The 18,898-nt window shown below is 74.3% G+C and carries 17 protein-coding genes; 11 read left to right on the top strand and 6 right to left on the bottom strand.

Annotation, left to right across the window (positions count from 1 at the left end; genetic code table 11):
* Positions 1 to 2: 2 nt before the first annotated feature.
* Both secD and AB0G11_RS29585 read right to left on the bottom strand, forming a co-directional pair.
* A complete protein-coding gene (gene secD, locus AB0G11_RS29590; RefSeq protein WP_219510507.1) occupies positions 3 to 2,246 on the bottom strand; it encodes a protein translocase subunit SecD in 2,244 nt (747 codons plus the stop codon).
* Between the two features lie 42 nt (positions 2,247 to 2,288).
* Entirely contained in the window at positions 2,289 to 2,678 is a 390-nt protein-coding gene (locus AB0G11_RS29585; protein WP_219510506.1) for a hypothetical protein, read from the bottom strand.
* 118 nt (positions 2,679 to 2,796) lie between these two features.
* Here AB0G11_RS29585 and AB0G11_RS29580 point away from each other — a divergent pair, with 118 nt between their 5' ends.
* The 4 genes from AB0G11_RS29580 (at position 2,797) to AB0G11_RS29565 (ending at position 5,079) form a co-directional block, all read left to right on the top strand.
* A complete protein-coding gene (locus tag AB0G11_RS29580; RefSeq protein WP_219510505.1) occupies positions 2,797 to 3,150 on the top strand; it encodes a hypothetical protein in 354 nt (117 codons plus the stop codon).
* An 85-nt stretch (positions 3,151 to 3,235) separates the two neighbouring features.
* Positions 3,236 to 3,526, top strand: a complete 291-nt coding sequence (locus AB0G11_RS29575) for a hypothetical protein (protein ID WP_219510504.1) — start codon at positions 3,236 to 3,238, stop codon at positions 3,524 to 3,526.
* Complete coding sequence (locus AB0G11_RS29570; protein ID WP_219510503.1) at positions 3,523 to 3,855, top strand: TraR/DksA C4-type zinc finger protein; 333 nt, start codon at positions 3,523 to 3,525, stop codon at positions 3,853 to 3,855. Before AB0G11_RS29575 ends, AB0G11_RS29570 begins: the two co-directional genes overlap by 4 nt.
* Before the next feature lie 198 nt (positions 3,856 to 4,053).
* Positions 4,054 to 5,079: a PP2C family protein-serine/threonine phosphatase gene (locus AB0G11_RS29565; protein WP_357589874.1), complete on the top strand. Its 1,026-nt coding sequence runs from the start codon at positions 4,054 to 4,056 to the stop codon at positions 5,077 to 5,079.
* Between the two features lie 31 nt (positions 5,080 to 5,110).
* On the opposite strand, the gene AB0G11_RS29560 is transcribed toward AB0G11_RS29565, so the two are convergent.
* Both AB0G11_RS29560 and AB0G11_RS29555 read right to left on the bottom strand, forming a co-directional pair.
* Positions 5,111 to 8,002 carry an endo-1,4-beta-xylanase gene (locus AB0G11_RS29560; protein ID WP_357589872.1) on the bottom strand — a complete coding sequence of 964 codons (2,892 nt, stop codon included), beginning with the start codon at positions 8,000 to 8,002 and terminating at the stop codon, positions 5,111 to 5,113.
* A gap of 101 nt (positions 8,003 to 8,103) precedes the next feature.
* Positions 8,104 to 9,582, bottom strand: coding sequence for an IclR family transcriptional regulator C-terminal domain-containing protein (locus AB0G11_RS29555; RefSeq protein WP_357589870.1), 1,479 nt, complete (start codon positions 9,580 to 9,582; stop codon positions 8,104 to 8,106).
* A gap of 110 nt (positions 9,583 to 9,692) precedes the next feature.
* Here AB0G11_RS29555 and AB0G11_RS29550 point away from each other — a divergent pair, with 110 nt between their 5' ends.
* The 7 genes from AB0G11_RS29550 to pcaC are packed head-to-tail and all read left to right on the top strand — an operon-like array spanning position 9,693 to position 15,802.
* Entirely contained in the window at positions 9,693 to 10,445 is a 753-nt protein-coding gene (locus AB0G11_RS29550; protein ID WP_357589868.1) for a CoA transferase subunit A, read from the top strand.
* Positions 10,442 to 11,071, top strand: a complete 630-nt coding sequence (locus AB0G11_RS29545) for a CoA transferase subunit B (protein WP_357589866.1) — start codon at positions 10,442 to 10,444, stop codon at positions 11,069 to 11,071. Before AB0G11_RS29550 ends, AB0G11_RS29545 begins: the two co-directional genes overlap by 4 nt.
* Entirely contained in the window at positions 11,068 to 12,213 is a 1,146-nt protein-coding gene (locus AB0G11_RS29540; protein ID WP_357589864.1) for a thiolase family protein, read from the top strand. The genes AB0G11_RS29545 and AB0G11_RS29540 overlap by 4 nt, the downstream gene beginning before the upstream one ends.
* Positions 12,214 to 12,218: 5 nt before the next feature.
* Entirely contained in the window at positions 12,219 to 12,962 is a 744-nt protein-coding gene (pcaH, locus tag AB0G11_RS29535; RefSeq protein WP_357589862.1) for a protocatechuate 3,4-dioxygenase subunit beta, read from the top strand.
* Positions 12,959 to 13,495 carry a protocatechuate 3,4-dioxygenase subunit alpha gene (gene pcaG, locus AB0G11_RS29530; RefSeq protein WP_357589860.1) on the top strand — a complete coding sequence of 179 codons (537 nt, stop codon included), beginning with the start codon at positions 12,959 to 12,961 and terminating at the stop codon, positions 13,493 to 13,495. Before pcaH ends, pcaG begins: the two co-directional genes overlap by 4 nt.
* Positions 13,482 to 14,687: a 3-carboxy-cis,cis-muconate cycloisomerase gene (gene pcaB / locus AB0G11_RS29525; protein ID WP_357589858.1), complete on the top strand. Its 1,206-nt coding sequence runs from the start codon at positions 13,482 to 13,484 to the stop codon at positions 14,685 to 14,687. The genes pcaG and pcaB overlap by 14 nt, the downstream gene beginning before the upstream one ends.
* Before the next feature lie 2 nt (positions 14,688 to 14,689).
* A complete protein-coding gene (gene pcaC / locus AB0G11_RS29520; protein ID WP_357589856.1) occupies positions 14,690 to 15,802 on the top strand; it encodes a 4-carboxymuconolactone decarboxylase in 1,113 nt (370 codons plus the stop codon).
* 330 nt (positions 15,803 to 16,132) lie between these two features.
* On the opposite strand, the gene manA is transcribed toward pcaC, so the two are convergent.
* Together manA and AB0G11_RS29510 are read right to left on the bottom strand one after the other, a co-directional pair.
* Entirely contained in the window at positions 16,133 to 17,209 is a 1,077-nt protein-coding gene (gene manA / locus AB0G11_RS29515) for a mannose-6-phosphate isomerase, class I (protein WP_357589854.1), read from the bottom strand.
* 448 nt (positions 17,210 to 17,657) lie between these two features.
* On the bottom strand, positions 17,658 to 18,764 hold the full coding sequence (locus AB0G11_RS29510) for a serine hydrolase domain-containing protein (RefSeq protein WP_357589852.1): 1,107 nt from the start codon (positions 18,762 to 18,764) through the stop codon (positions 17,658 to 17,660).
* Positions 18,765 to 18,898: the final 134 nt, after the last annotated feature.

Below are 18,898 nucleotides of genomic sequence, written 5' to 3'. Positions count from 1 at the left end.
CGTTACAGGACGGCGCCGGTTCCCTCGCGCGTGCGGGCCTTGCGCGGCTTGGCCGGCTCGGGCGGCGGCTTGCGGTCGAACCGGGCCAGCATGATCGACAGCGGGCCGGCCACGAACGACGACGACAGCGTGCCCACGATGACGCCCGTCACCAGCGCGATCGCGAAGTCGCGCAGCGAGTCGCCGCCGAACACGGCCAGCGCCACCAGAATGAACAGCGCGCCGATACCGGTGTTGACCGTACGCGGCATCGTCTGCAGGATCGCGCCGTTGACCGCGTCGGCCAGCGGCGCCTTCCGGTTGACCGCCCACAGCTCCCTGACCCGGTCGAAGACCACCACCTTGTCGTTGACCGAGTAGCCGACGACGGTGAGCATCGCGGCCAGGAACACGCCGTCGATCGGCTTGCCCATCCACGCGAACAGGCCGATCACCAGCGACACGTCCACCAGCAGCGCCAGCACCGCGGCGGTGCCGAACGTCCAGCGGAAGCGGAACGCCAGGTACGCGAGCTGCGCGGCCACGGCCACGGCCAGCGCGATGAGCGCGTTGCGGCGCAGCTCCTCCCCGAGGCTCGGCCCGATGAACTCGTCGCGCCGCTTGGACACCTCGCCCGCCTGGCCCTCCAGCGCGGCCTCGATCTTGGCCACGTCGGCGATGCCCATCTGCCCGGCGCGGACGAGGACGCCGTCACCGGACGACTGCACCACCGCCTGCGGGAACCCGGCCTTGGCGACGGCCTCGCGGGCGGCGTCGGCGCCGATCGGCTTGGTCGTGGCGAACTCCACGACCCGGCCGCCGGTGAACTCCACGCCGAAGTTCAGCCCGCGGGCGAACAGCCCGGCCAGCGCCACCACGGCGAGGCCGCCGGCGATCGCCAGCCACAGCTTCCTGCCGGCCATGACCTGCGGGTTGCGCTCGGTGAGCCAGGTGCGGACCCGGCCGATGGAGCCCAGGCCCGACACGCGCGGCTTGACCCGGCCGATGACGAGCTGGGTGAGCACCCGGGTGATGAGCATGGCCGACACCAGCGAGGCCAGCACACCGATGCCGAGCGTCACGCCGAACCCCTTGACCGGGCCCGACGCCAGCCAGAACAGCAGCCCGGCGGCGATCAGCGTGGTGATGTTGGAGTCGGCGATCGCGCTCCAGGCGTTCTTGAAGCCCAGCGCCAGCGCCGACTTCAGGCCCCGCTGCGGCGCCTGCCCGTACTCCTCCCTGGCGCGCTCGAACACGAGCACGTTGGCGTCCACCGCCATGCCGATCGCCAGCACGAAACCGGCCAGGCCGGGCAGCGTGAACGTGGCGCCCATCGCCACCAGCGCCGCGTACGAGATCAGCCCGTAACAGGCGAGCGCGATGGCGGCGAGCAGGCCGACGAGCCGGTAGACGATGACGATGAACAGCGTCGTCATGATGAGACCCGCGATCGCGGCCTTGGCGCTGGCCTCGATCGCGTCGGCGCCGAGCGTCGGGCCGACCGTGCGCTGCTCGACGAGCTCCAGCGGCACGGGCAGCGCGCCGCCCTTGATCAGCACCGACAGCTCACGGGCCTCCTCGTGCGTGAACGAGCCGGTGATCTGGGTGGATCCGCCGGGGATGCCGATGTTGCACGGCACCGACGGGTCGAGCTGCGGCGAGGAGATGATCTCCTTGTCGAGCACGATCGCGACCCGGCGCTTCGGGTCGCCCGCCGGGCTGCAGGCCGCCTGCCCGGTCAGTTTCTGCCAGGCGCCGGCGTCACGGAAGTCGACGGTGACGAACCAGCCGGGGCCGAGCTGGGGATCGCTGCGCGCGGCCGCGTCGGTGACGCCGTCGCCGCTGATGGCGACCGGGCCGAGCTTGAGCAGCTGGCCGCCCTCGTCGGGCAGCGCGTTCTTGTCGCCCTGCTCGGCGACGCCCTCCACCGAGTGGAAGGCGAGCTGGGCGGTGCGGCCGATGACGTCGGCCGCCTGCTGCGGGTCGAGCAGGCCGGGCAGCTCGACGATGATCCGCTTCTCGCCGGAGCGGACCAGCGTGGGATCGACGACGCCGAGCGCGTCGGCGCGGCGCCGCAGCACGTCCAGCGCGCGGTCGGTGGCGTCGGAGTCGGCCTTGACGGTGGCCGTGTCCTTCGTCTCGAACACGAGCTGGGTGCCGCCGCGCAGGTCGAGCCCCAGGCGCGGCGCTGAGGTGATGGCCAGGACCATCGAGGTCGCGATGACGGCCAGTGCCGCCAGCGCACGCCACAAGGGCGCACGTGACATGGGAAGCCTCCACAGGCTGAAAAATTTCGGGAAAAGAGCCTTCTACAGCCCTGTGGAGGGAGGGGCCCGCGCCGGTGTGGCGGCCGTCAGCAGCACCACGGGCTCGGCGGCGCCGGCCCGGCGCACCACGTCCGCCCGCGGCCGCCCCGGCGCCTGCGCGTCGGCGGGCAGGACGACCGGCCCCTGACCGCCCGTCGCGTCGTAGGAGGCCGTCCAGGAGTAGGCGGTGGGCGGCTGGTAGGGCGAACGGCGGGCGCCGTGCTGGCCCTCGTGCTGCCCCTCAGCCTGCCCCGGGTCGCCCGCGGCGGCCGCCTGACCGGCGGAGACAGCGGCCGGATCGGCCGCGGCGGCGATCGTGAGCTGGGCGTGGCCGGTCGCCGGCAGGAACCACGACAGCAGCAGGAGCAGCGCAGCGGGCAGTCTGGACCGCACGGCACTCTCCTCTCCTGTGATGGTGGCCCTCACACCGTAGCCTGAACCGGCACCAGGAGAGGGAAGGCGCGGGCCCGGGCCGGTGCCCTTCCCAGGAAAGTGGGCTATGGTCGGCCTCATGGCGACCTGGAGCACCACCCGTGTCTCCGCCGCGTTCAAAGCGGCGGTGCACGTCGTGCTGCTCGCCATCCTGGTCGTCGCCGCCACCCCCACGTGGGCCGGCGCCACGCCCTCGCAGCACGACGTCGTCACCGGCGTCATGCCCGCGGGCGCGGAGGTGTCGGAGCTGGCCACGCCGCCGCAGCCGCCCGTCAGGGCCGAGCACCTGCCGCGCCCGTGGCCCGACCGTCACCGCGCCGAGACGCCCGAGACGCCGGCCCTGGTGTGGCCGCAGTCGGGGTCGGCCGCCATCCGAGGTCCCCAGCAGCCCGGCCATCGCGCCGCCGGGTCGCGCAGCCCGCCGCCCGCCTAGAGGTCCTCTCCCTCCCCTCGCCAGGTCCGTGAGCCGGGCGGCGCAGGGGAGCCGTCGGCATATCTCTGGCTAGGAGCGACGCCTCATGGCTTCATTGCAGACACTCATGCAGGACTACACCCAGCACCTGGCTCGCCTCGAAGAACTCCGCGAACTGCTGGAGCAACGGCTCGCCACCGCCCGCGCCGTCGAAGGGCCGCGCGCCCGGACGGTCGCCGCCCTCGAGGCCGCGATCGAGCGGATGGATCGCGGCCTGTACGGCACCTGCCGGCGGTGCAGCGCCTTCATCCCGTTCGAGGCTCTGCTGCGGTCGCCTCAGGAGCCGTACTGCGCGACCTGCGGCGGCGACCTCCACACACTCAAGGGACACCCATGACAGACAACAGCACGCTCAGTGACGTCCAGGTCCAGGCCATCGCCCAGGACCTGCGCGCGCAGCTGATGTGGCGCACCTCCCGCCTCGACGAACTGCGGGAGCTGGTGGAGAGCACCGGCACCGACGACGGCTCCCGCCAGAGCGTGCTCGCCGACCTGGCCGCCACCGAGCGGACCATCGCCGGCATCCACGCCACGCTGGACCGCCTCGCCGACCGCTCCTACGGCCGGTGCGACGGGTGCGGCACGTCGATCCCGTTCGAGCGGCTGAAGATCCGGCCGCTCACCCGGCACTGCGTGCCGTGCCGCCAGACCCGCGAAACGCGCTGACACGCGCCGGCCGACCCCCGCCGGCCCCCGCGTCGCGTACGGGATTCTCCCTGTACGCGGCGCGGCGCGGCATTTCCGGGCACGCGGCACGCCCGGAAATGCTTGAATCTTGTTAACTATTGATGTTTCTATGGCCGATAACCCAACGCGGCGGGTGGGAGGGTTGTGCAGCCTGCTCGGAATGAGACCTCGCAGCGCGTGCTGCGCCGGCTGCCGTTCGCGGTGATGCTGGCCGTCGCCGTGATCGACGTGCTGGCCGGCCCGTCGCTGGGCTTCCTGCCGCTGCTCACCCTGGGACCGACGTTCGCCTCGGTGTCGGGCAGCGTGCGCCGCACCGCGATGGTGGGCGCCGTCGCTCTCGTCATCTGCGTGCTGCTGTCGCTCTACAACGACCTGCTGTTCAAACGGCAGAACCCGATCACCGTCGCCACCATCGTCGGCGTCACCGCGGCCAGCATGCTCGCCAGCCACCTGCGGCTGCGCCGCGAGCGGGAGCTGGCCAACGTGCGCATGGTGGCCGAGGCCGCGCAGCGGGTGCTGCTGCGGCCGGTGCCGCGCCGCGCCGCCGACCTGCGGGTGGCGCTGTCCTACACCTCGGCCGCGGCCGAGGCGCGCATCGGCGGCGACCTGTACGAGGTGGTGACGACCCCGCACGGCGTACGGCTGCTCATCGGCGACGTGCAGGGCAAAGGGCTCAGCGCGGTGGAGACGGCCGCCTGGGTGCTGGGCGCCTTCCGCGAGGCCGCCTACGACGAGGCCGAGCTGGCCGGCGTCGGCGAACGGCTGGAGGCGAGCCTGGCCCGCCACCTGAGCGGCGAGATGTTCGTCACCGCGATCCTCGCCGAGGTGCACGAGGCGGAGATCTCGCTGCTCAACTGCGGCCACCCGGCGCCGCTGCTGCTGGGCGGCGGCCGCATCACCGTGGCCGAGCCGCCGCAGGACGGGCTGCCGCTGGGCCTCGGCTCGCTGGCGGCCGACCGGCCCAAGCCGTACCGGGTGCCGTTCGGCGAGGGCGACCAGATCCTGCTGTTCACCGACGGGGTCGTGGAAGCGCGCGACCACGGCGGCGCGTTCTACCCGCTGACCGAGCGGGCCGCCGGGCTGCTGACCGCGCCCGACCCGCAGGCCGCGCTCGACGCGCTGCGCGGCGACCTGATCGAGCACACCGGCGGGCCGCTGCTCGACGACGCCGCGATGCTGCTGATCCGGCGTCACCCCGGCTGAACCGGCCCGGTGCCTTTACAAAGTAGATTCGTTACCGGGTCAGGCGCAGCACCCCCCAGTGGCTGGTGTCCACGTAGCCGCGCCCGGTGGCGTCGTTCCAGGTGGCGGCACCGGTCCTGACGGCGCCCGTGGCGTCGTTGACCTGGACGTCGAAGCCGAGCAGCGTGCCCTTGCGCAACGTCACCGTGGGCAGCCTGATCGCCGCCTCGACGACGTAGCCGCCGGGCACGGCCCGGGCCGCGCCGGTCAGGTTGTCCTTGACGGCGAAGGCGTCGAACGTGCCGCCGACCGTCTGCCTGCCGGTGAAGCTGATCCGATACTGGCCGTCGTCATCGTCGTAGCCCTTGGTCTTGTTGTTGCCCGGGTCGACGAAGATCTCGACGGAGTCCTGCGCCCACGGGTCGGGCGGCTGCTCGCTCAGCTCGGCGTCGCTCACCTCGGCGAGCACGTACAGCGTGTCGCCGTGCCACAGCGAGCGCACCCGCGCCTGCGCGCCGGACGCGCCCTCGACCCGGGTGGCGGTGCGCACGCGCGGCGCCCGCGCCCAGGCGGCGTCCACGACGCCGTCGACCACGGGCTCGCCGCGCGCCGCCGTGGTGTGCCCGACCGGCGGGGTGAACGTCAGCCTGCCCGTCCACACGGCCTCGCCGGCCTCGACCTCGATGTCGGCGGCGCGTGAGGGCAGCAGCGCCTCGACACGGTAGCCGTCGCGGGTGGGCCGGGCCGCCGCGCGGAAGCCGCCGCCGTGCCGCCCGTCCCGCCAGACGGTGTACGGGGTGCCGCCCAGCGTGAACGTCACCCGGTCGGAACGGTCGCGGGAGGCGTCCTCCACCTCGGCGAGCACGTACAGGCCGCGCTCCGACGAGCGGGCCTGCCAGCCGGCCGAGACGTCGCCGACGCGGGCGACGGGCGTGTCGGGCAGCAGGTCCCAGGCGAGCTCCCGCATCCCGTCCACCCGAGGCTCGGCGGCGGGCGCCTCCAGGCTCCGGACCAGCGGGGGCAGCTTCGACGGGTCGGCGATGCCCCAGTAGGCGGGCTTGGCCTGCAGGTCGTCGTCGAAGGGCAGCGGCGCGTTCGGCCGGGTGATGGGGAACGAGCGCAGCCAGCTCACGTCGTCGGACTTGCCCCAGACCGTCACCGAGCCGAGCCGGCCGGCCTGGCGCCGGAACACGTCGAACAGCTCCTTGTAGCGGTGGCCCTGCGCGACCAGCAGCCCGGGCGGGATCGGGTCGTAGGAGGAGACGAAGTCGGTGTAGACGCTCACGTCGAGCTCGGTGACGTGCTGGTCGACCCCCAGGCCGGCGAAGCGCTCGATCGTGTCCTCGACGTGGGAGGCGGGCGGCTGCTCGATGTTGAGGTGGAGCTGGTGGCCGACGCCGTCGATCGGCACCCCTTCGGCGCGCAGCCGCTTGACCAGGTCGTAGAGGGCTTCGCGCTTGCGCGGGAACTCGGTGTTGTAGTCGTTGATGAACAGCTTGGCGTCCGGGTCGGTCTCGCGGGCGACGCGGAAGGCGGTCCTGATGAAGTCCAGCCCGGCGATCTCGAACCAGGGCGAGCGGCGCAGCCCGTCGGGCCGGTTCTCGTCGACGACCTCGTTGACGACGTCCCAGGCGGCGATCCTGCCCTTGTAGCGGCCGACCACGGTGCGCACGTGGGTCTCCAGCCGGGCCAGCAGCGTCGCCTTGTCGGCGCCCTCGAACACCCAGGCGGGCGTCTGGCTGTGCCAGGCCAGCGTGTGGCCCCGGACGGTCATGCCGCGCGCGGCGGCGAAGCCGACGAGGGCGTCGGCCTGGGCGAAGGCGAACTGTCCTTCGGCGGGCTGCAGCGCGTCCCATTTGAGGTCGTTGCCCGGGGTGAGGCCGCTGAAGTGCCTGGTGAGGAGCTTGGCATGCTCGCCGTAGGTCTCGGCCGGACCGAAGGCGGTGCCCAGGGTGAAGGGCACGGCGTCCTTCAGGGCGGGGATGCCGGTCTCGATCGGCTTGGGCTCGACGTAGGCCAGCGTGAAGTCGTCCAGGTGGAAGGGGTCGGCGCCGTCGGCGGACTCGACGTACACGCTGAGGAAGTCGGCGTCGTGGGCGAGCGTGTAGGTGCCCTGGAGGCGGGTCCACTCCCCCGCGTCGGCGGGCGCGACGATCCGCTCGTAGCTGACGGCGTCGCCGGAGCGCCGCTCGATCGACAGGCCGAGCTTGCCGGTGCCGCGCACCCAGACCGACAGGGCGTACTTGTCGCCCTTGGCCATCCTGCCGAACACGTCGATGGCGGGGCCGTCCCAGGAGGCGGACCTGCCGGTGACGGCCAGGCCACGGGTCCCGGCGTGGGCGGCCTCGGCGGTGGCCGCCAGGGTGGCGCCGCCCCGGGAGGCCCAGCCCTGGGTGGTGCCGTCCTCGAAGCCGGTGCTGATCGGCGTGCGGGCCGGGTCGGTCAGCGCGGTGAGCGTGATGTCGTCGAGGTAGAAGGCGGCGCCCGCGTCGGCGCTCTCGGCGTACAGCTGCACGCCGGTGGAGGACGGGGGGAGGGTGTAGGCGCCGGACAGGAGCGTCCAGCCGTCGCCGGTGACGGTGGCCGACGCCACGGTCTCGTACGTGGTCTCGCCGCCCGAAGGCGTGCGCTGGACGGTCAGCGACACGGCGGCGGGGCCGCCGCTCACCAGCCGGGCGTAGGCGGTGACCGTGTGGAGGACGCCCGGCTCGAACGGGTCGGGCAGCGACGCGCCGTGCCAGTTCTGGGTGCGGCCGGCGACGTGCAGGGCGGCGGTTCCGGTGTGCGCGGCGGCGCCGGTCGCGGTGACGGTGACGCCGTCGCCGCGCGGCTGCCAGCCCTGGGCGGTGCCGTCCTCGAAGCCGTACGCGGTCTCCGCGGCCAGGGCGGGCAGGGGCAGCAGGCCGATCAGCAGGCACAGGAGGGCGGCGATCACGCGGCGCATGGGGGCTCCTCGATCCCGTCCCCCGACGAAAGTTTCGGCAATTGGCCGATAGTGTCAGCCAGACTATAGAGGGACCGGTGCGGCGGTACAACCCCGCCCGTTCAGCGCCAGGACGAGGGCGCCCGCACGTGGGCCAGGTCGGCCTCCATCCTGGCGGCCGCCTCGGTGAGCGCGGGCAGCAGGTCACGGACCAGGTCGGCGGGGGTGGCGCGGCTGGCGTGGGTGGCGACGTTGACGGCCGCGACGACCCTGCCGTCCCGCCCGCGCACCGGCACCGCGATCGACCGCACGCCCTCCTCCAGCTCCTGGTCGACGAGGGCGTAGCCGTCCTTGGCCGCCCGGCGCACCGCCTCGGCCAGCTCCCCGGGCGAGGCGACGGTGTGCCGGGTCAGCCGCCGGGGCGGCGCGATCGCGGCCAGGCGCTCCTCCGGCAGCCCGGCCAGCAGCACCCGGCCCATCGAGGTCGCGTAGGCGGGGAAGCGGGTGCCGACGGTGATGTCGACGCTCATGATGCTCACCGTGGGCACGCGCGCCACGTACAGGACGTCGTCGCCCGACAGCACCGCGACGGACGCCGACTGGCGCACGCGCGCGACCAGGTCGGCCAGGTGCGGCTGGACGATCTCGCCCAGCGTGCGGCCGGACAGGTGCGCGTAGCCCAGCTCCAGCACCTTCGGCAGCGGCGTGAAGCGGCCCTCGCGCTCGGCCACGTAGCCGAGCCGTTCGAGCGTGAGCAGCGCGCGGCGGGCGGTGGCGCGCGGCAGGCCGGTGATCTTGGCGACGGCGGCCAGGCTCAGCCCGCCGGGCCCCGTCCCGAACGCTGCCAGCACGGCCAGCCCGCGCGCCAGCGACTGCAGGTAGCCGGCGCCCAGCTCGTCCTTGACCGCCCGCGTCGGATCGGCGGCGCCCGGGGGCGGACCGGCGGGCGGCGGCGGCCCGGTCCGCTCGGCCAGCGCCGCCTCCATCCGCGCCACCGTCGCCCGCATGCTCGGCAGCGCGTGCCCGGCCAGCCCGGCGGCGGTGTGCCTGCTGGTGTGGCTGACGACGCTGAGCGCGCACGCCACCTCGCCACCGGGGCCGCGCACGGGCATCGCGACCGCGATCAGCCCCGGCTCGATGAGCTGGTCGTCCACCGTGTACGGCGCCCGGGGGTCGAGGAAGACCAGCCCGGCGGCGCAGCGCCCGGCGGGCAGCAGGTCGCCCACCCGGAAGGCGACCGACATCGTGCGCCGCCGGGTGTGCTGCCCGACGAAGCGCACCCCGTCGCCGTCGCGCACCGACAGCGACACCGACTCCTCCAGCTCGCCGGCCAGCCGCTCGGCATGCGGGCCGAGCGCGGCGGGCAGGCCGCTCGCCGTCAGGTACGCCTCCCCCAGCTCCATCAGCGGCGGCGCGAGCAGCACGTCGCGCTCCTCCATCCGCACGTAGCCGAGGCGGGCCAGCGTGGACAGCACGCGGTCGACCGTGGAGCGGGCCAGGCCGGTGACGCGCACCAGGTCGGTGGCGCGCGTCCGCCTCGGCTCGGCGGCCAGCACGCGCAGCACGGCGAGCCCGCGTTCCAGGGTTCCAGCCGGTTCCATCCACCACTCCTCGATCGCTGGAGGCACTTTGACAGGAACGCCCCCGGATGCGCATACTCGTCCACGATAGTGAACTTAAGTTCATCTAGCGAACACCCGAACGGAGTCCCGTGCGGAGAGACAAGGTGATCGCCACGGCCGAGGAGGCGCTAGCCGACGTGCGCGACGGCGCGTCGTTCGCCGTCGGCGGCTTCGGCCTCAGCGGCATCCCCAGCGTGCTGATCCAGGCCCTCTACGACCGCGGCGTGAGCGGCGTCAGCGTCGTGTCCAACAACTGCGGCGTCGACGGCGGCGGGCTCGGCCTGCTGCTCGCGGCCCGCCGCATCGCCCGCGTCACCGCCTCCTACATCGGCGACAACAAGGAGTTCGCCCGCCAGTACCTGGGCGGCGAGCTGGAGGTCGAGCTGACCCCGCAGGGCAGCCTCGCCGAGCGGCTGCGCGCGGGCGGCGCCGGCATCCCCGCCTTCTACACGCCCGCCGGCGTCGGCACCCCCGTCGCCGACGGCGGCCTGCCGCTGCGCCACGCCCCCGACGGATCGGTGGCCGTCGCCTCGCCGCCCAAGGAGGTCCGCGAGTTCGACGGCGTCCCGTACGTGCTCGAACGCGCGATCACCACCGACTACGCGCTGGTGCGCGCGGCCAGGGGCGACCGGCACGGCAACCTGGTGTTCGCCAAGTCCGCGCGCAACTTCAACCCGCTGGCCGCGATGGCCGGCCGCGTCACGATCGCCGAGGTCGAGGAGCTCACCGAGCTCGACCCCGACGAGGTGCACCTGCCGGGCGTCTTCGTCCAGCGGGTCGTGCCCCTCACCCCCGAACAGGCCGCCGACAAGGGCATCGAGAAGCGGACGGTCACCTCATGAGCTGGAGCCGGGACGAGATGGTCGCCCGCGCGGCGGCCGAGCTGCGCGACGGCGACTACGTCAACCTCGGCATCGGGCTGCCCACCCGCATCCCGTCCTTCCTGCCGCCGGACGTCGACGTGGTCCTGCACTCGGAGAACGGCGTCCTCGGCGTCGGCCCCTACCCCGCGCCCGACGCCGTCGACCCCGACCTGATCAACGCGGGCAAGGAGACGGTCACCGTGCGGCCCGGCGCGTCGTTCTTCGACTCCTCGCTGTCGTTCGGCATGATCCGCGGCGGCCACATCGACGTGGCCGTCCTCGGCGCCATGCAGGTGTCGGCCCGCGGCGACCTGGCCAACTGGATGGTGCCCGGCAGGCTCGTCAAGGGCATGGGCGGGGCGATGGACCTGGTGCACGGCGCCCGCAGGGTCGTCGTCATCATGGACCACACGGCCAAGGACGGCTCGCCGAAGATCGTCACCGAGTGCTCGCTGCCGCTGACCGGCAGCCGGTGCGTGCACCGGATCATCACCGACCTGGGCGTCCTCGACGTCACCGGCGACGGGCTGGCCCTGGTGGAGACCGCGCCGGGCGTGAGCGTGGCCGAACTGCTGGACCGTACGGACGCGGAGGTGAGCGTATGAGGACCGTCTACGTGGTGGACGCCGTCCGCACGCCGTTCGGGCGCTACGGCGGCGCGCTGTCCGGGGTCCGCCCCGACGACCTGGCGGCGCACGCCGTCAGGGCACTGGCCGAGCGGACCGGGCAGGAGAGTGCCGACGAGGTGGTGCTCGGCAACGCCAACGGCGCCGGCGAGGAGAACCGCAACGTCGCCCGGATGGCCGCGCTGCTGGCCGGGCTGCCGGTGACCACGCCCGGCGTGACCGTCAACCGGCTGTGCGGCTCCGGCATGGAGGCCGTCATCCAGGCGTACCGGATGATCGCCCTCGGCGACGCCTCCGCCGTGATCGCGGGCGGCGTCGAGTCGATGACCCGCGCCCCCTGGGTGCTGCCCAAGCCCGAGCGGGCCTTCCCCGCCGGGCCGCAGGAGCTCGTGTCGACCACGCTCGGCTGGCGGCTGGTCAACCCCGCGATGCCCGCCGAGCACACCGTCCCGCTCGGCGAGGGCGCCGAGCTCATCGCCGATCAGCAGGGCATCGGCCGGGCCGAGCAGGACGCGTTCGCGCTGGCCAGCCACCGCAAGGCCGCCGCGGCGTCGTTCGAACGGGAGATCGTGCCGATCGCCGGGCTCGACCGCGACGAGGGCATCCGCGACGACACCTCGCCCGAGGCCCTGGCCCGGCTCAAGCCCGCCTTCCGCGCGGGCGGCACCGTCACCGCCGGCAACTCCTCGCCGCTCAGCGACGGCGCGGCGGCCCTGCTGCTCACCGACGAGGACGGGCTGCGCGGCCGCGAACCGCTCGCCCGCATCACCGCCACCGCCGCCAGCGCGCTCGAACCCCGCCTGTTCGGCCTCGGCCCCGTCGAAGCCACCCGCCGGGCCCTGGCCAAGGCCGGCAAGGACGCCGGCGACCTGGCCACCGCCGAGCTGAACGAGGCGTTCGCCGCCCAGGCGCTCGGCTGCCTCGCGCTCATGCCGGACCTCGACCCGGCGATCGTCAACCCCTCCGGCGGCGCGATCGCCCTCGGCCACCCCCTCGGCGCCTCCGGCGCCCGCGTCACCGGCGCCGTCGCCCACCGGCTGGCCGCCGCCGGATCGGGCACCGGCCTGGCCACCCTCTGCATCGGCGTCGGCCAGGGCCTGGCCGTCGTCCTCGAAAGGTGAGCGACATGACCCAGCCCCTCACGCAGGCCGACATCGACCGCGAGCTGCGCGAGGCCCCCGCCGGGCCCCCCAGCGGCCACCCCGACCGCGACTTCGCCCCCTACCGCAGCAGCGTGCTGCGCCACCCCAAGCAGCCGCTGATCTCCGTCAAGGACCCCGACGCGGCCGAGCTGAGCGGCCCGGTGTTCGGCGCCACCGACGTCACCGCCCTCGACGCCGACCTCACCAGGCAGCACCCCGGCGAGCCGCTCGGCGAGCGCATCACCGTCCAGGGCCGGGTGCTCGACCGCGACGGCAGGCCCGTGCGCGGCCAGCTCGTCGAGGTGTGGCAGGCCAACGCCTCCGGCCGCTACCGGCACCAGCGCGACGACCACCCCGCGCCGCTCGACCCGAACTTCACCGGCGTCGGCCGCTGCCTCACCGACGACGAGGGCCGCTACGCCTTCACCACGATCAAGCCCGGCGCGTACCCGTGGCGCAACCACGTCAACGCCTGGCGTCCGGCACACATCCACTTCTCGCTGTTCGGCGCGGCGTTCACGCAGCGGCTCGTCACGCAGATGTACTTCCCCGGCGACCCGCTCTTCCCGTACGACCCGATCCTCAACTCGGTGACCGACGAGCGCGCCCGGCAGCGGCTCGTCGCCGCCTACGCGCACGAGCTGTCCCAGCCGGAGTGGTCGCTCGGCTACCGGTGGGACATCGTGCTCGACGGGCCCGCCGCGACCTGGATGGAGGAAGGCCGATGAACCCCACCCCCTCGCAGACCGTCGGCCCGTTCTACGGCTACGCGCTGCCCTTCCCCGGCGGCGGCGACCTCGCCGCGCCCTCCGACCCGGCCGGGATCACCGTCCACGGGTACGTCCACGACGGCGCCGGGGACCCGGTGCCCGACGCGCTGCTGGAGTTCTGGCAGGCCGACGCCTCCGGCGAGCTGCGCGGCGCGCCCGGCACGCTGCGGCGCGACCCCGTCGACGGGAGCGTCATCGGCAGGCACGGCGTCGACTTCACCGGCTTCGGCCGCGTCGCCACCGACGCCGACGGCCGCTGGACGCTGCGCACCGTCATGCCCGGCAACGGGTACATCAGCGTGTGCGTGTTCGCCCGCGGGCTGCTGCACCACCTGTTCACCAGGATCTATTTCGGGCAGGACCCGTTCCTGGACACGGTGCCCCCGCAGCGGCGCCACACGCTGATGGCGGTCCGGGAGCGGGAGGGCGTCCACCGGTTCGACATCCACCTGCAGGGCGAGAAGGAGACGGTCTTCCTTGACTTCGGCTGACGGGACTTCGGCTGACGGCTCCCCGGGGTATGGGGACGATCCGGGCGCGGATCTCGGGCTGCTGGCGCCGATGCGGGCGGCGGTGGCGGCGACCGGTGACGCGGCGCTGCTGGGAGCCATGCTCGACGCCGAGGCCGCGCTCACCCGGGCGCAGGCCGCGCTCGGGCTGGTCCCGGCCCCGGCCGCCGACGCCGTCACCGCCGCCGCCCGCGCCGCCGCCTTCGACCTGCCCTCGCTCGTCGTACGCGCCCGCTCCGGCGGCAACCCCGTCATCCCGCTCGTCGAGGACCTGCGCCGGGCCGCCCACCCGTACGGCGAACACGTCCACCGGGGCGCCACCAGCCAGGACATCCTCGACACCGCCCTCATGCTGACGGCCTCCCGCGCGCTCGGCCCCGTCCTGGCCGACCTCGGCCGGGTGATCGCCGGGCTGGGCGCGCTCGCGGCGGCCCACCGCGACACGGTCATGGCCGCGCGCACCCTCACCCAGCAGGCGGTGCCCACCACGTTCGGACTCAAGGCGGCCGGCTGGCGCAAGCTCGCCGCCGACGCCCGCCACCGCCTGCGCGCCGCCCGCGAGGCCCTCCCGGCCCAGCTCGGCGGCGCCGCCGGCACCCTGGCCGCCTTCCACCCGCAGGACGCCGGCCGGCCGGACGTCGGGTTGCTGCTGGTGGCCCGGTTCGCCCGGGAGGTGGGGCTGGCCGAGCCGCCGCTCCCCTGGCACGTGCTGCGGACGCCGGTCGCCGACCTGGCCGGGGCACTGGCGTTCACGGCGGGCGCGCTCGGCAAGGTCGCGGCGGACGTGCTGGTGCTGTCACGCACCGAGATCGGCGAGCTGTCGGAAGGCGTCGGCGGCGGCTCGTCGTCCATGCCGCACAAGCACAACCCGGTACGCGCCACCATGATCGCCGCCGCCGCGCGTCAGGCGCCCGCGCTGGCGTCGATCCTGTACGGCTCCCTCGCCGCCGAGGACGAACGCCCCGCCGGGGCCTGGCACGCCGAATGGCAGCCGCTGCGCGAGACGATCCGCCTGGTGGCCGGAGCCTCCCGCGACGCCGCCGAGCTGGTCGCCGACCTGCGCGTGCACCCCGAGCGCATGCGCGCCAACCTGCGCGTGCCCGACGTACACCCCCTGGACCGCGCGCCCGGGTCGGCGGGCGCGCTGGTCGACAGGGCGCTGGAAGAGGAGTGATCTTGCTGCAGTACACGCTCGACGGCCCCGAGGGCGGCGAGCCGCTGGTGCTCGGCCCCTCGCTGGGCACCTCGGCGAAGGTGTGGCAGCCGCAGGTGGCCGCGCTGGCGCGCACGTTCCGCGTGCTCAGGTACGAGCTGCCCGGCCACGGCGGCTCGCCCCGCCAGGACGCCCGCACGATGGACGACCTGGCCGCGCTCGTCGTCCGCACGGCCGCCGGCCAGGGGTGGGAGAGCTTCCACTACGCGGGCGTGTCCATCGGCGGGGCGATCGGCGCCACCCTGGCGATCGGTCATCCCGGCAGGGTGCGGTCGCTGGCCCTGGTGTGCTCGTCGGCCCGCTTCGGCGAGCCGCAGGGGTGGCGCGACCGGGCGGCCCTGGTGCGGGAGCAGGGCACCGGGCCGCTGCTGGAGGCCACCGCCCGGCGCTGGTTCGCCGGGCCGCCCGACCAGGGGCTGCTGGACGACCTGGCCGGGGCCGACCCGGAGGCGTACGCCGCCTGCTGCGACGCGCTGGCCGGCTACGACGTACGCGGCGAGCTCGGGCGGATCGCCGTCCCCACGCTGGTGCTGGCCGGGCGGCAGGACCCGGCGACGCCGCCGGAGCACGCCCGGCTGCTCGCCGACGGCATCGCGGACGCGACGCTCGTGGAGGTTCCCGGCGCGGCCCACCTGGCCACCGCCGACCGGCCCGAGGCCGTCACCGCCGCACTGCTCACCCACCTGCCTGCCGTGCCCGCCGGGTCCACTGGGTCCACCGGGCCCGGTATGCGGGTGCGGCGCGAAGTGCTCGGCGACGCGCACGTCGACCGGGCGATCGCCCGCACCACCGGCTTCACCCGGGACTTCCAGGACCTGATCACCCGCTACGCGTGGGGCGAGATCTGGACGCGCCCCGGCCTCGACCGCCGCACCCGCAGCTGCATCACCCTCACCGCGCTCGTCGCCCACGGCCACCTGGAGGAGCTGGCCATGCACGTGCGGGCGGCGCTGCGCAACGGGCTGACGCCGGACGAGATCGGCGAGGTGCTGCTGCAGACAGCGATCTACTGCGGCGTCCCGGCGGCCAACGCCGCCTTCGCCGTCGCCCAGCGCGTCCTCACCGAACCCACCTGACCGCCCACCCCCTTGGGGGGTGACGTCGTCACGCGGGCCGCCGTAGACGGGGTTCCGGTCGAAGCGCTCGCCGGTGACCAGCAGGCGGATCAGTCCAGGCTCACGGAGGACTCCTCCGCCTCCCAGACGATCCAGGCGTCGCCGACGGGCTCCCGCTGCGTGCGAAGCTCACCCGAGCCGCCCGGGTCGAACCCGCCGGCGTTCGTCATCGACCGCCCTTGCTGACCGCGCCCGCTCGCCTCCGCTCGTGGACGCGCGGGGCGGGACGAGCTCGTTCTCGTCTCGCCCCGCGGCGCTGTCCGGCTGGAGCTGCCGGAGCTGCTGGAGCGGTCAGAGGGCGGGCTCGGCGCAGAAGGCGAGGCCGTTGGCGTGCGCCACCACGTCGCCGTCGGCGGCCGGGAGGAACACCGACTCGCCCGCGACCAGCCGCCGCCCGCCGACCGTCACGGACCCGTCCGTGCACAGCACGATGCGCGGCGAACCGCCCGCGAGCCGCCACTCGCCGCCGGTGAGCTGCCGCAGCCGGAACTCCTCCGCCGACGTGGCGTAGACGCCGTCCGCGCCCGCCTCCAGAGGGTGCGGCACCCGCGCCGGATCGGTGATGTGCAGCAGCTCCGGCACGTTGAGCGGCTTGGACGTCAGCCCGGCGCGCATGACGTTGTCGGAGCTGCCCATGATCTCCACCCCGAAGCCCCTGAGGTAGCAGTGCAGCACGCCCGCCTCCAGGAAGAGCGCCTGCCCGGGCTCCAGCTCGTGCCGCTGGAGCAGCAGCGGCGCCAGGCAGGCCGGGTCGCCCGGGTACTGCCGCGCGAGCCGCGCCACCAGCGCGTAGTCCGGCTGGTGCACCGCCGAGGCGGACCACCCGGCCTGCTCGGCCACGTCACCCGCGGCCAGCAGCGCGGCCAGCGCCTCCAGCGGCGACCCCGCCGACAGCAGCGCCACCACGTCCTTCAGCCCGCGCACGCCCAGCCGGTCGATGAGCATGGCCGACTGCTCACTGTCGCGGAACCCGGCCAGCGCGGTGAACGGCGTCAGCGCCCGGATCAGCTCCGGCTTGGGCCACGGGTCGCCGTAGACGCCGCGGCCGTGCCCGTCGGCCGCCTGCTCCGCCGACGGGTGCACCTGCAGCGACAGCGGCGCCTCGACGGCGATGAGCTTCATCAGGTACGGCAGCCGCTCCCCGAACCGGCCGAGCGCCGCCTCTCCGAGCATCCCGGCGGGGTCGGCGGCGACCGCGTCGGCCAGGCTGCGCCCCTCCTCGGCCAGCACCGACGAGCCCGATGGATGGGCGCCGAGCCACATCTCCGCCTCGGGACCGGGAGAGGGCACGGGCCTGCCGGTGAGCCCGGCCAGGTCCGTACGGGACCCCCAGGGATAGTCCTTGACGGGGTTGGTCAGCAAATACACGCGAACTCCTCGGGCGGTGCCGGCTCGTGCTTCACGCGCGCGCACCCGTCTCGCCCGGATGCGCGCGAGGTCAACAGGGACCGTACCGCGCCCCACCCCACCCCGCCCACCGCGGGGGCGCCCACGTGCAGGTTCTCCTCCCGCACGCGTTCCACCCGGCGCAGGTTCCGCCCGTACACGTTCCGCCCCGCGCGGGTTTCGCCCCGCACGCCGTCGGTCACGCACCACGAGGTCACGCACCACGAGGTCACGCACCACGTGGTCACGCGCGGCCCCAAGTCAGGCCGCCCAGGGGTCGCGTACCCCCGGGCGACGCGCGGACGCTCCGCTGGGTCGCCCATCACGGAGTCACACGCCCACGGGCCACACAGCCCGGGGAGTCGCGTACCCGGGCGACGTACGCGCACCGCCGGGGTGGCTCACCGCGCGGGCCGCACACGTCGCAGGGTCAGGAGGTCGTCTTGGTGACGATCTCGCTGATGCGCTCGTAGGCGGCGAAGTCGGCGGTCAGGCGGTTCTTGGTCAGGGCGATGACCGTGCCGGTGGCGGTGTCGGCGTAGGCGGCGCTGCCGCCCGCTCCGGCCATGCCGAACCAGGTCGGCGTCTGCTCGGCGGTGGACGCCGGGTGGCCGATGGCGTAGCCGAGCCCCCAAGCCGACGGGTTGCCGAACACCGTGTCGGGGCCACTGGCCGTCACCGTGGTGACCTCGCGCAGCCGTTCGGGGCTGATCAGCCGGACGCCGTCGACGTCGCCGAGCAGCGCGGCGTAGAGGCGGGCGATCGCGCGGGCGGTCGTCTTGCCTCCGGCCGGGATGTCGGCGGTGAGGTAGTCCTCCCGGCTGCCGAGCGCGGCGGTCGGGAACAGCGACATCGGCCCCGCCTTGAACATCGGCAGATCGTCAGGCATGTCACCGAAGACCGACATGTCCATGGGCGCGTCCTCCAGCACGGCCAGCCTGCCCTGCTCGGCGGGCGGCATGCCGAAGTAGAGCTCGTCGCCCACGCCGAGCGGCCCCGCGACCTTCTCCAGCAGCACCTGGGAGATCGGCTTGCCGGTGGCCCGGCGGACGATCTCGCCCACGAGGTAGCCGAACGTGTAGGCGTGGTAGCCGACCTGGGTACCGGGCTCCCACCACAACTCGGCGTCCTCCAGCGCGGCGACCATCTTGTCCCAGTCGCACATGTCCTCGGGCGTGCTGTCGAGCGGCACGCCGGGCAGCCCCGCCGAGTGCGTCAGCACGTGGCGCACGGTCACGCCCTCCTTGCCGTGGGCGCCGAACTCGGGCCACAGCTCCACGACGGGCGTGTCGTACGTGAACAGTCCCCGCTCGGCGAGCACGTGGGCCACGGCGGCGGTGGCGCCCTTGCCGATGGAGAAGTTGTAGAACGGCGTGGCGGAGGTGACCGCCCTGCCGGTGGCCGGGTCGGCCAGCCCGGCGACGGCGTCGGCGACCAGCTCGCCGTCGCGGTAGACGGCGACCTGGACGCCCTGCTCGGCGCCCGACTCGACGAGGTCGTCGACGGCCGCCTGGACCTGCTCCTGCAACTCACTCATGATCGGCTTCCTCCCTTTGCCAGGACCACGGACGTTACCGGAGCCCCCCGACAATCCCGCCCGGGGGCGGGCGCCGCACCCCGGGGACCGCTCAGCGGTCGCCCGGCCCGAGTCCCAGAGGCGGCGCGGCCTCC

The sequence above is a fragment of the Nonomuraea sp. NPDC023979 genome (genome assembly GCF_040639085.1).
In the GTDB taxonomy this organism is placed as follows: Bacteria; Actinomycetota; Actinomycetes; order Streptosporangiales; family Streptosporangiaceae; genus Nonomuraea; species Nonomuraea ceibae.
The sequence above is the reverse complement of the archived record's forward strand: the minus strand, read 5'-3'. Positions and strand labels throughout refer to the sequence as shown.

Excerpts from the sequence above, each read along its gene's own strand:
- pcaG (WP_357589860.1), top strand. The coding sequence starts at position 12,959 with ATGAACCCCACCCCCTCGCAGACCGTCGGCCCGTTCTACGGCTACGCG.
- AB0G11_RS29560 (WP_357589872.1), bottom strand. The coding sequence starts at position 8,002 with ATGCGCCGCGTGATCGCCGCCCTCCTGTGCCTGCTGATCGGCCTGCTG.
- AB0G11_RS29575 (WP_219510504.1), top strand. The coding sequence starts at position 3,236 with ATGGCTTCATTGCAGACACTCATGCAGGACTACACCCAGCACCTGGCT.
- secD (WP_219510507.1), bottom strand. The coding sequence starts at position 2,246 with ATGTCACGTGCGCCCTTGTGGCGTGCGCTGGCGGCACTGGCCGTCATC.
- pcaH (WP_357589862.1), top strand. The coding sequence starts at position 12,219 with ATGACCCAGCCCCTCACGCAGGCCGACATCGACCGCGAGCTGCGCGAG.
- AB0G11_RS29555 (WP_357589870.1), bottom strand. The coding sequence starts at position 9,582 with ATGGAACCGGCTGGAACCCTGGAACGCGGGCTCGCCGTGCTGCGCGTG.
- AB0G11_RS29510 (WP_357589852.1), bottom strand. The coding sequence starts at position 18,764 with ATGAGTGAGTTGCAGGAGCAGGTCCAGGCGGCCGTCGACGACCTCGTC.
- AB0G11_RS29540 (WP_357589864.1), top strand. The coding sequence starts at position 11,068 with ATGAGGACCGTCTACGTGGTGGACGCCGTCCGCACGCCGTTCGGGCGC.
- AB0G11_RS29545 (WP_357589866.1), top strand. The coding sequence starts at position 10,442 with ATGAGCTGGAGCCGGGACGAGATGGTCGCCCGCGCGGCGGCCGAGCTG.
- AB0G11_RS29580 (WP_219510505.1), top strand. The coding sequence starts at position 2,797 with ATGGCGACCTGGAGCACCACCCGTGTCTCCGCCGCGTTCAAAGCGGCG.
- AB0G11_RS29570 (WP_219510503.1), top strand. The coding sequence starts at position 3,523 with ATGACAGACAACAGCACGCTCAGTGACGTCCAGGTCCAGGCCATCGCC.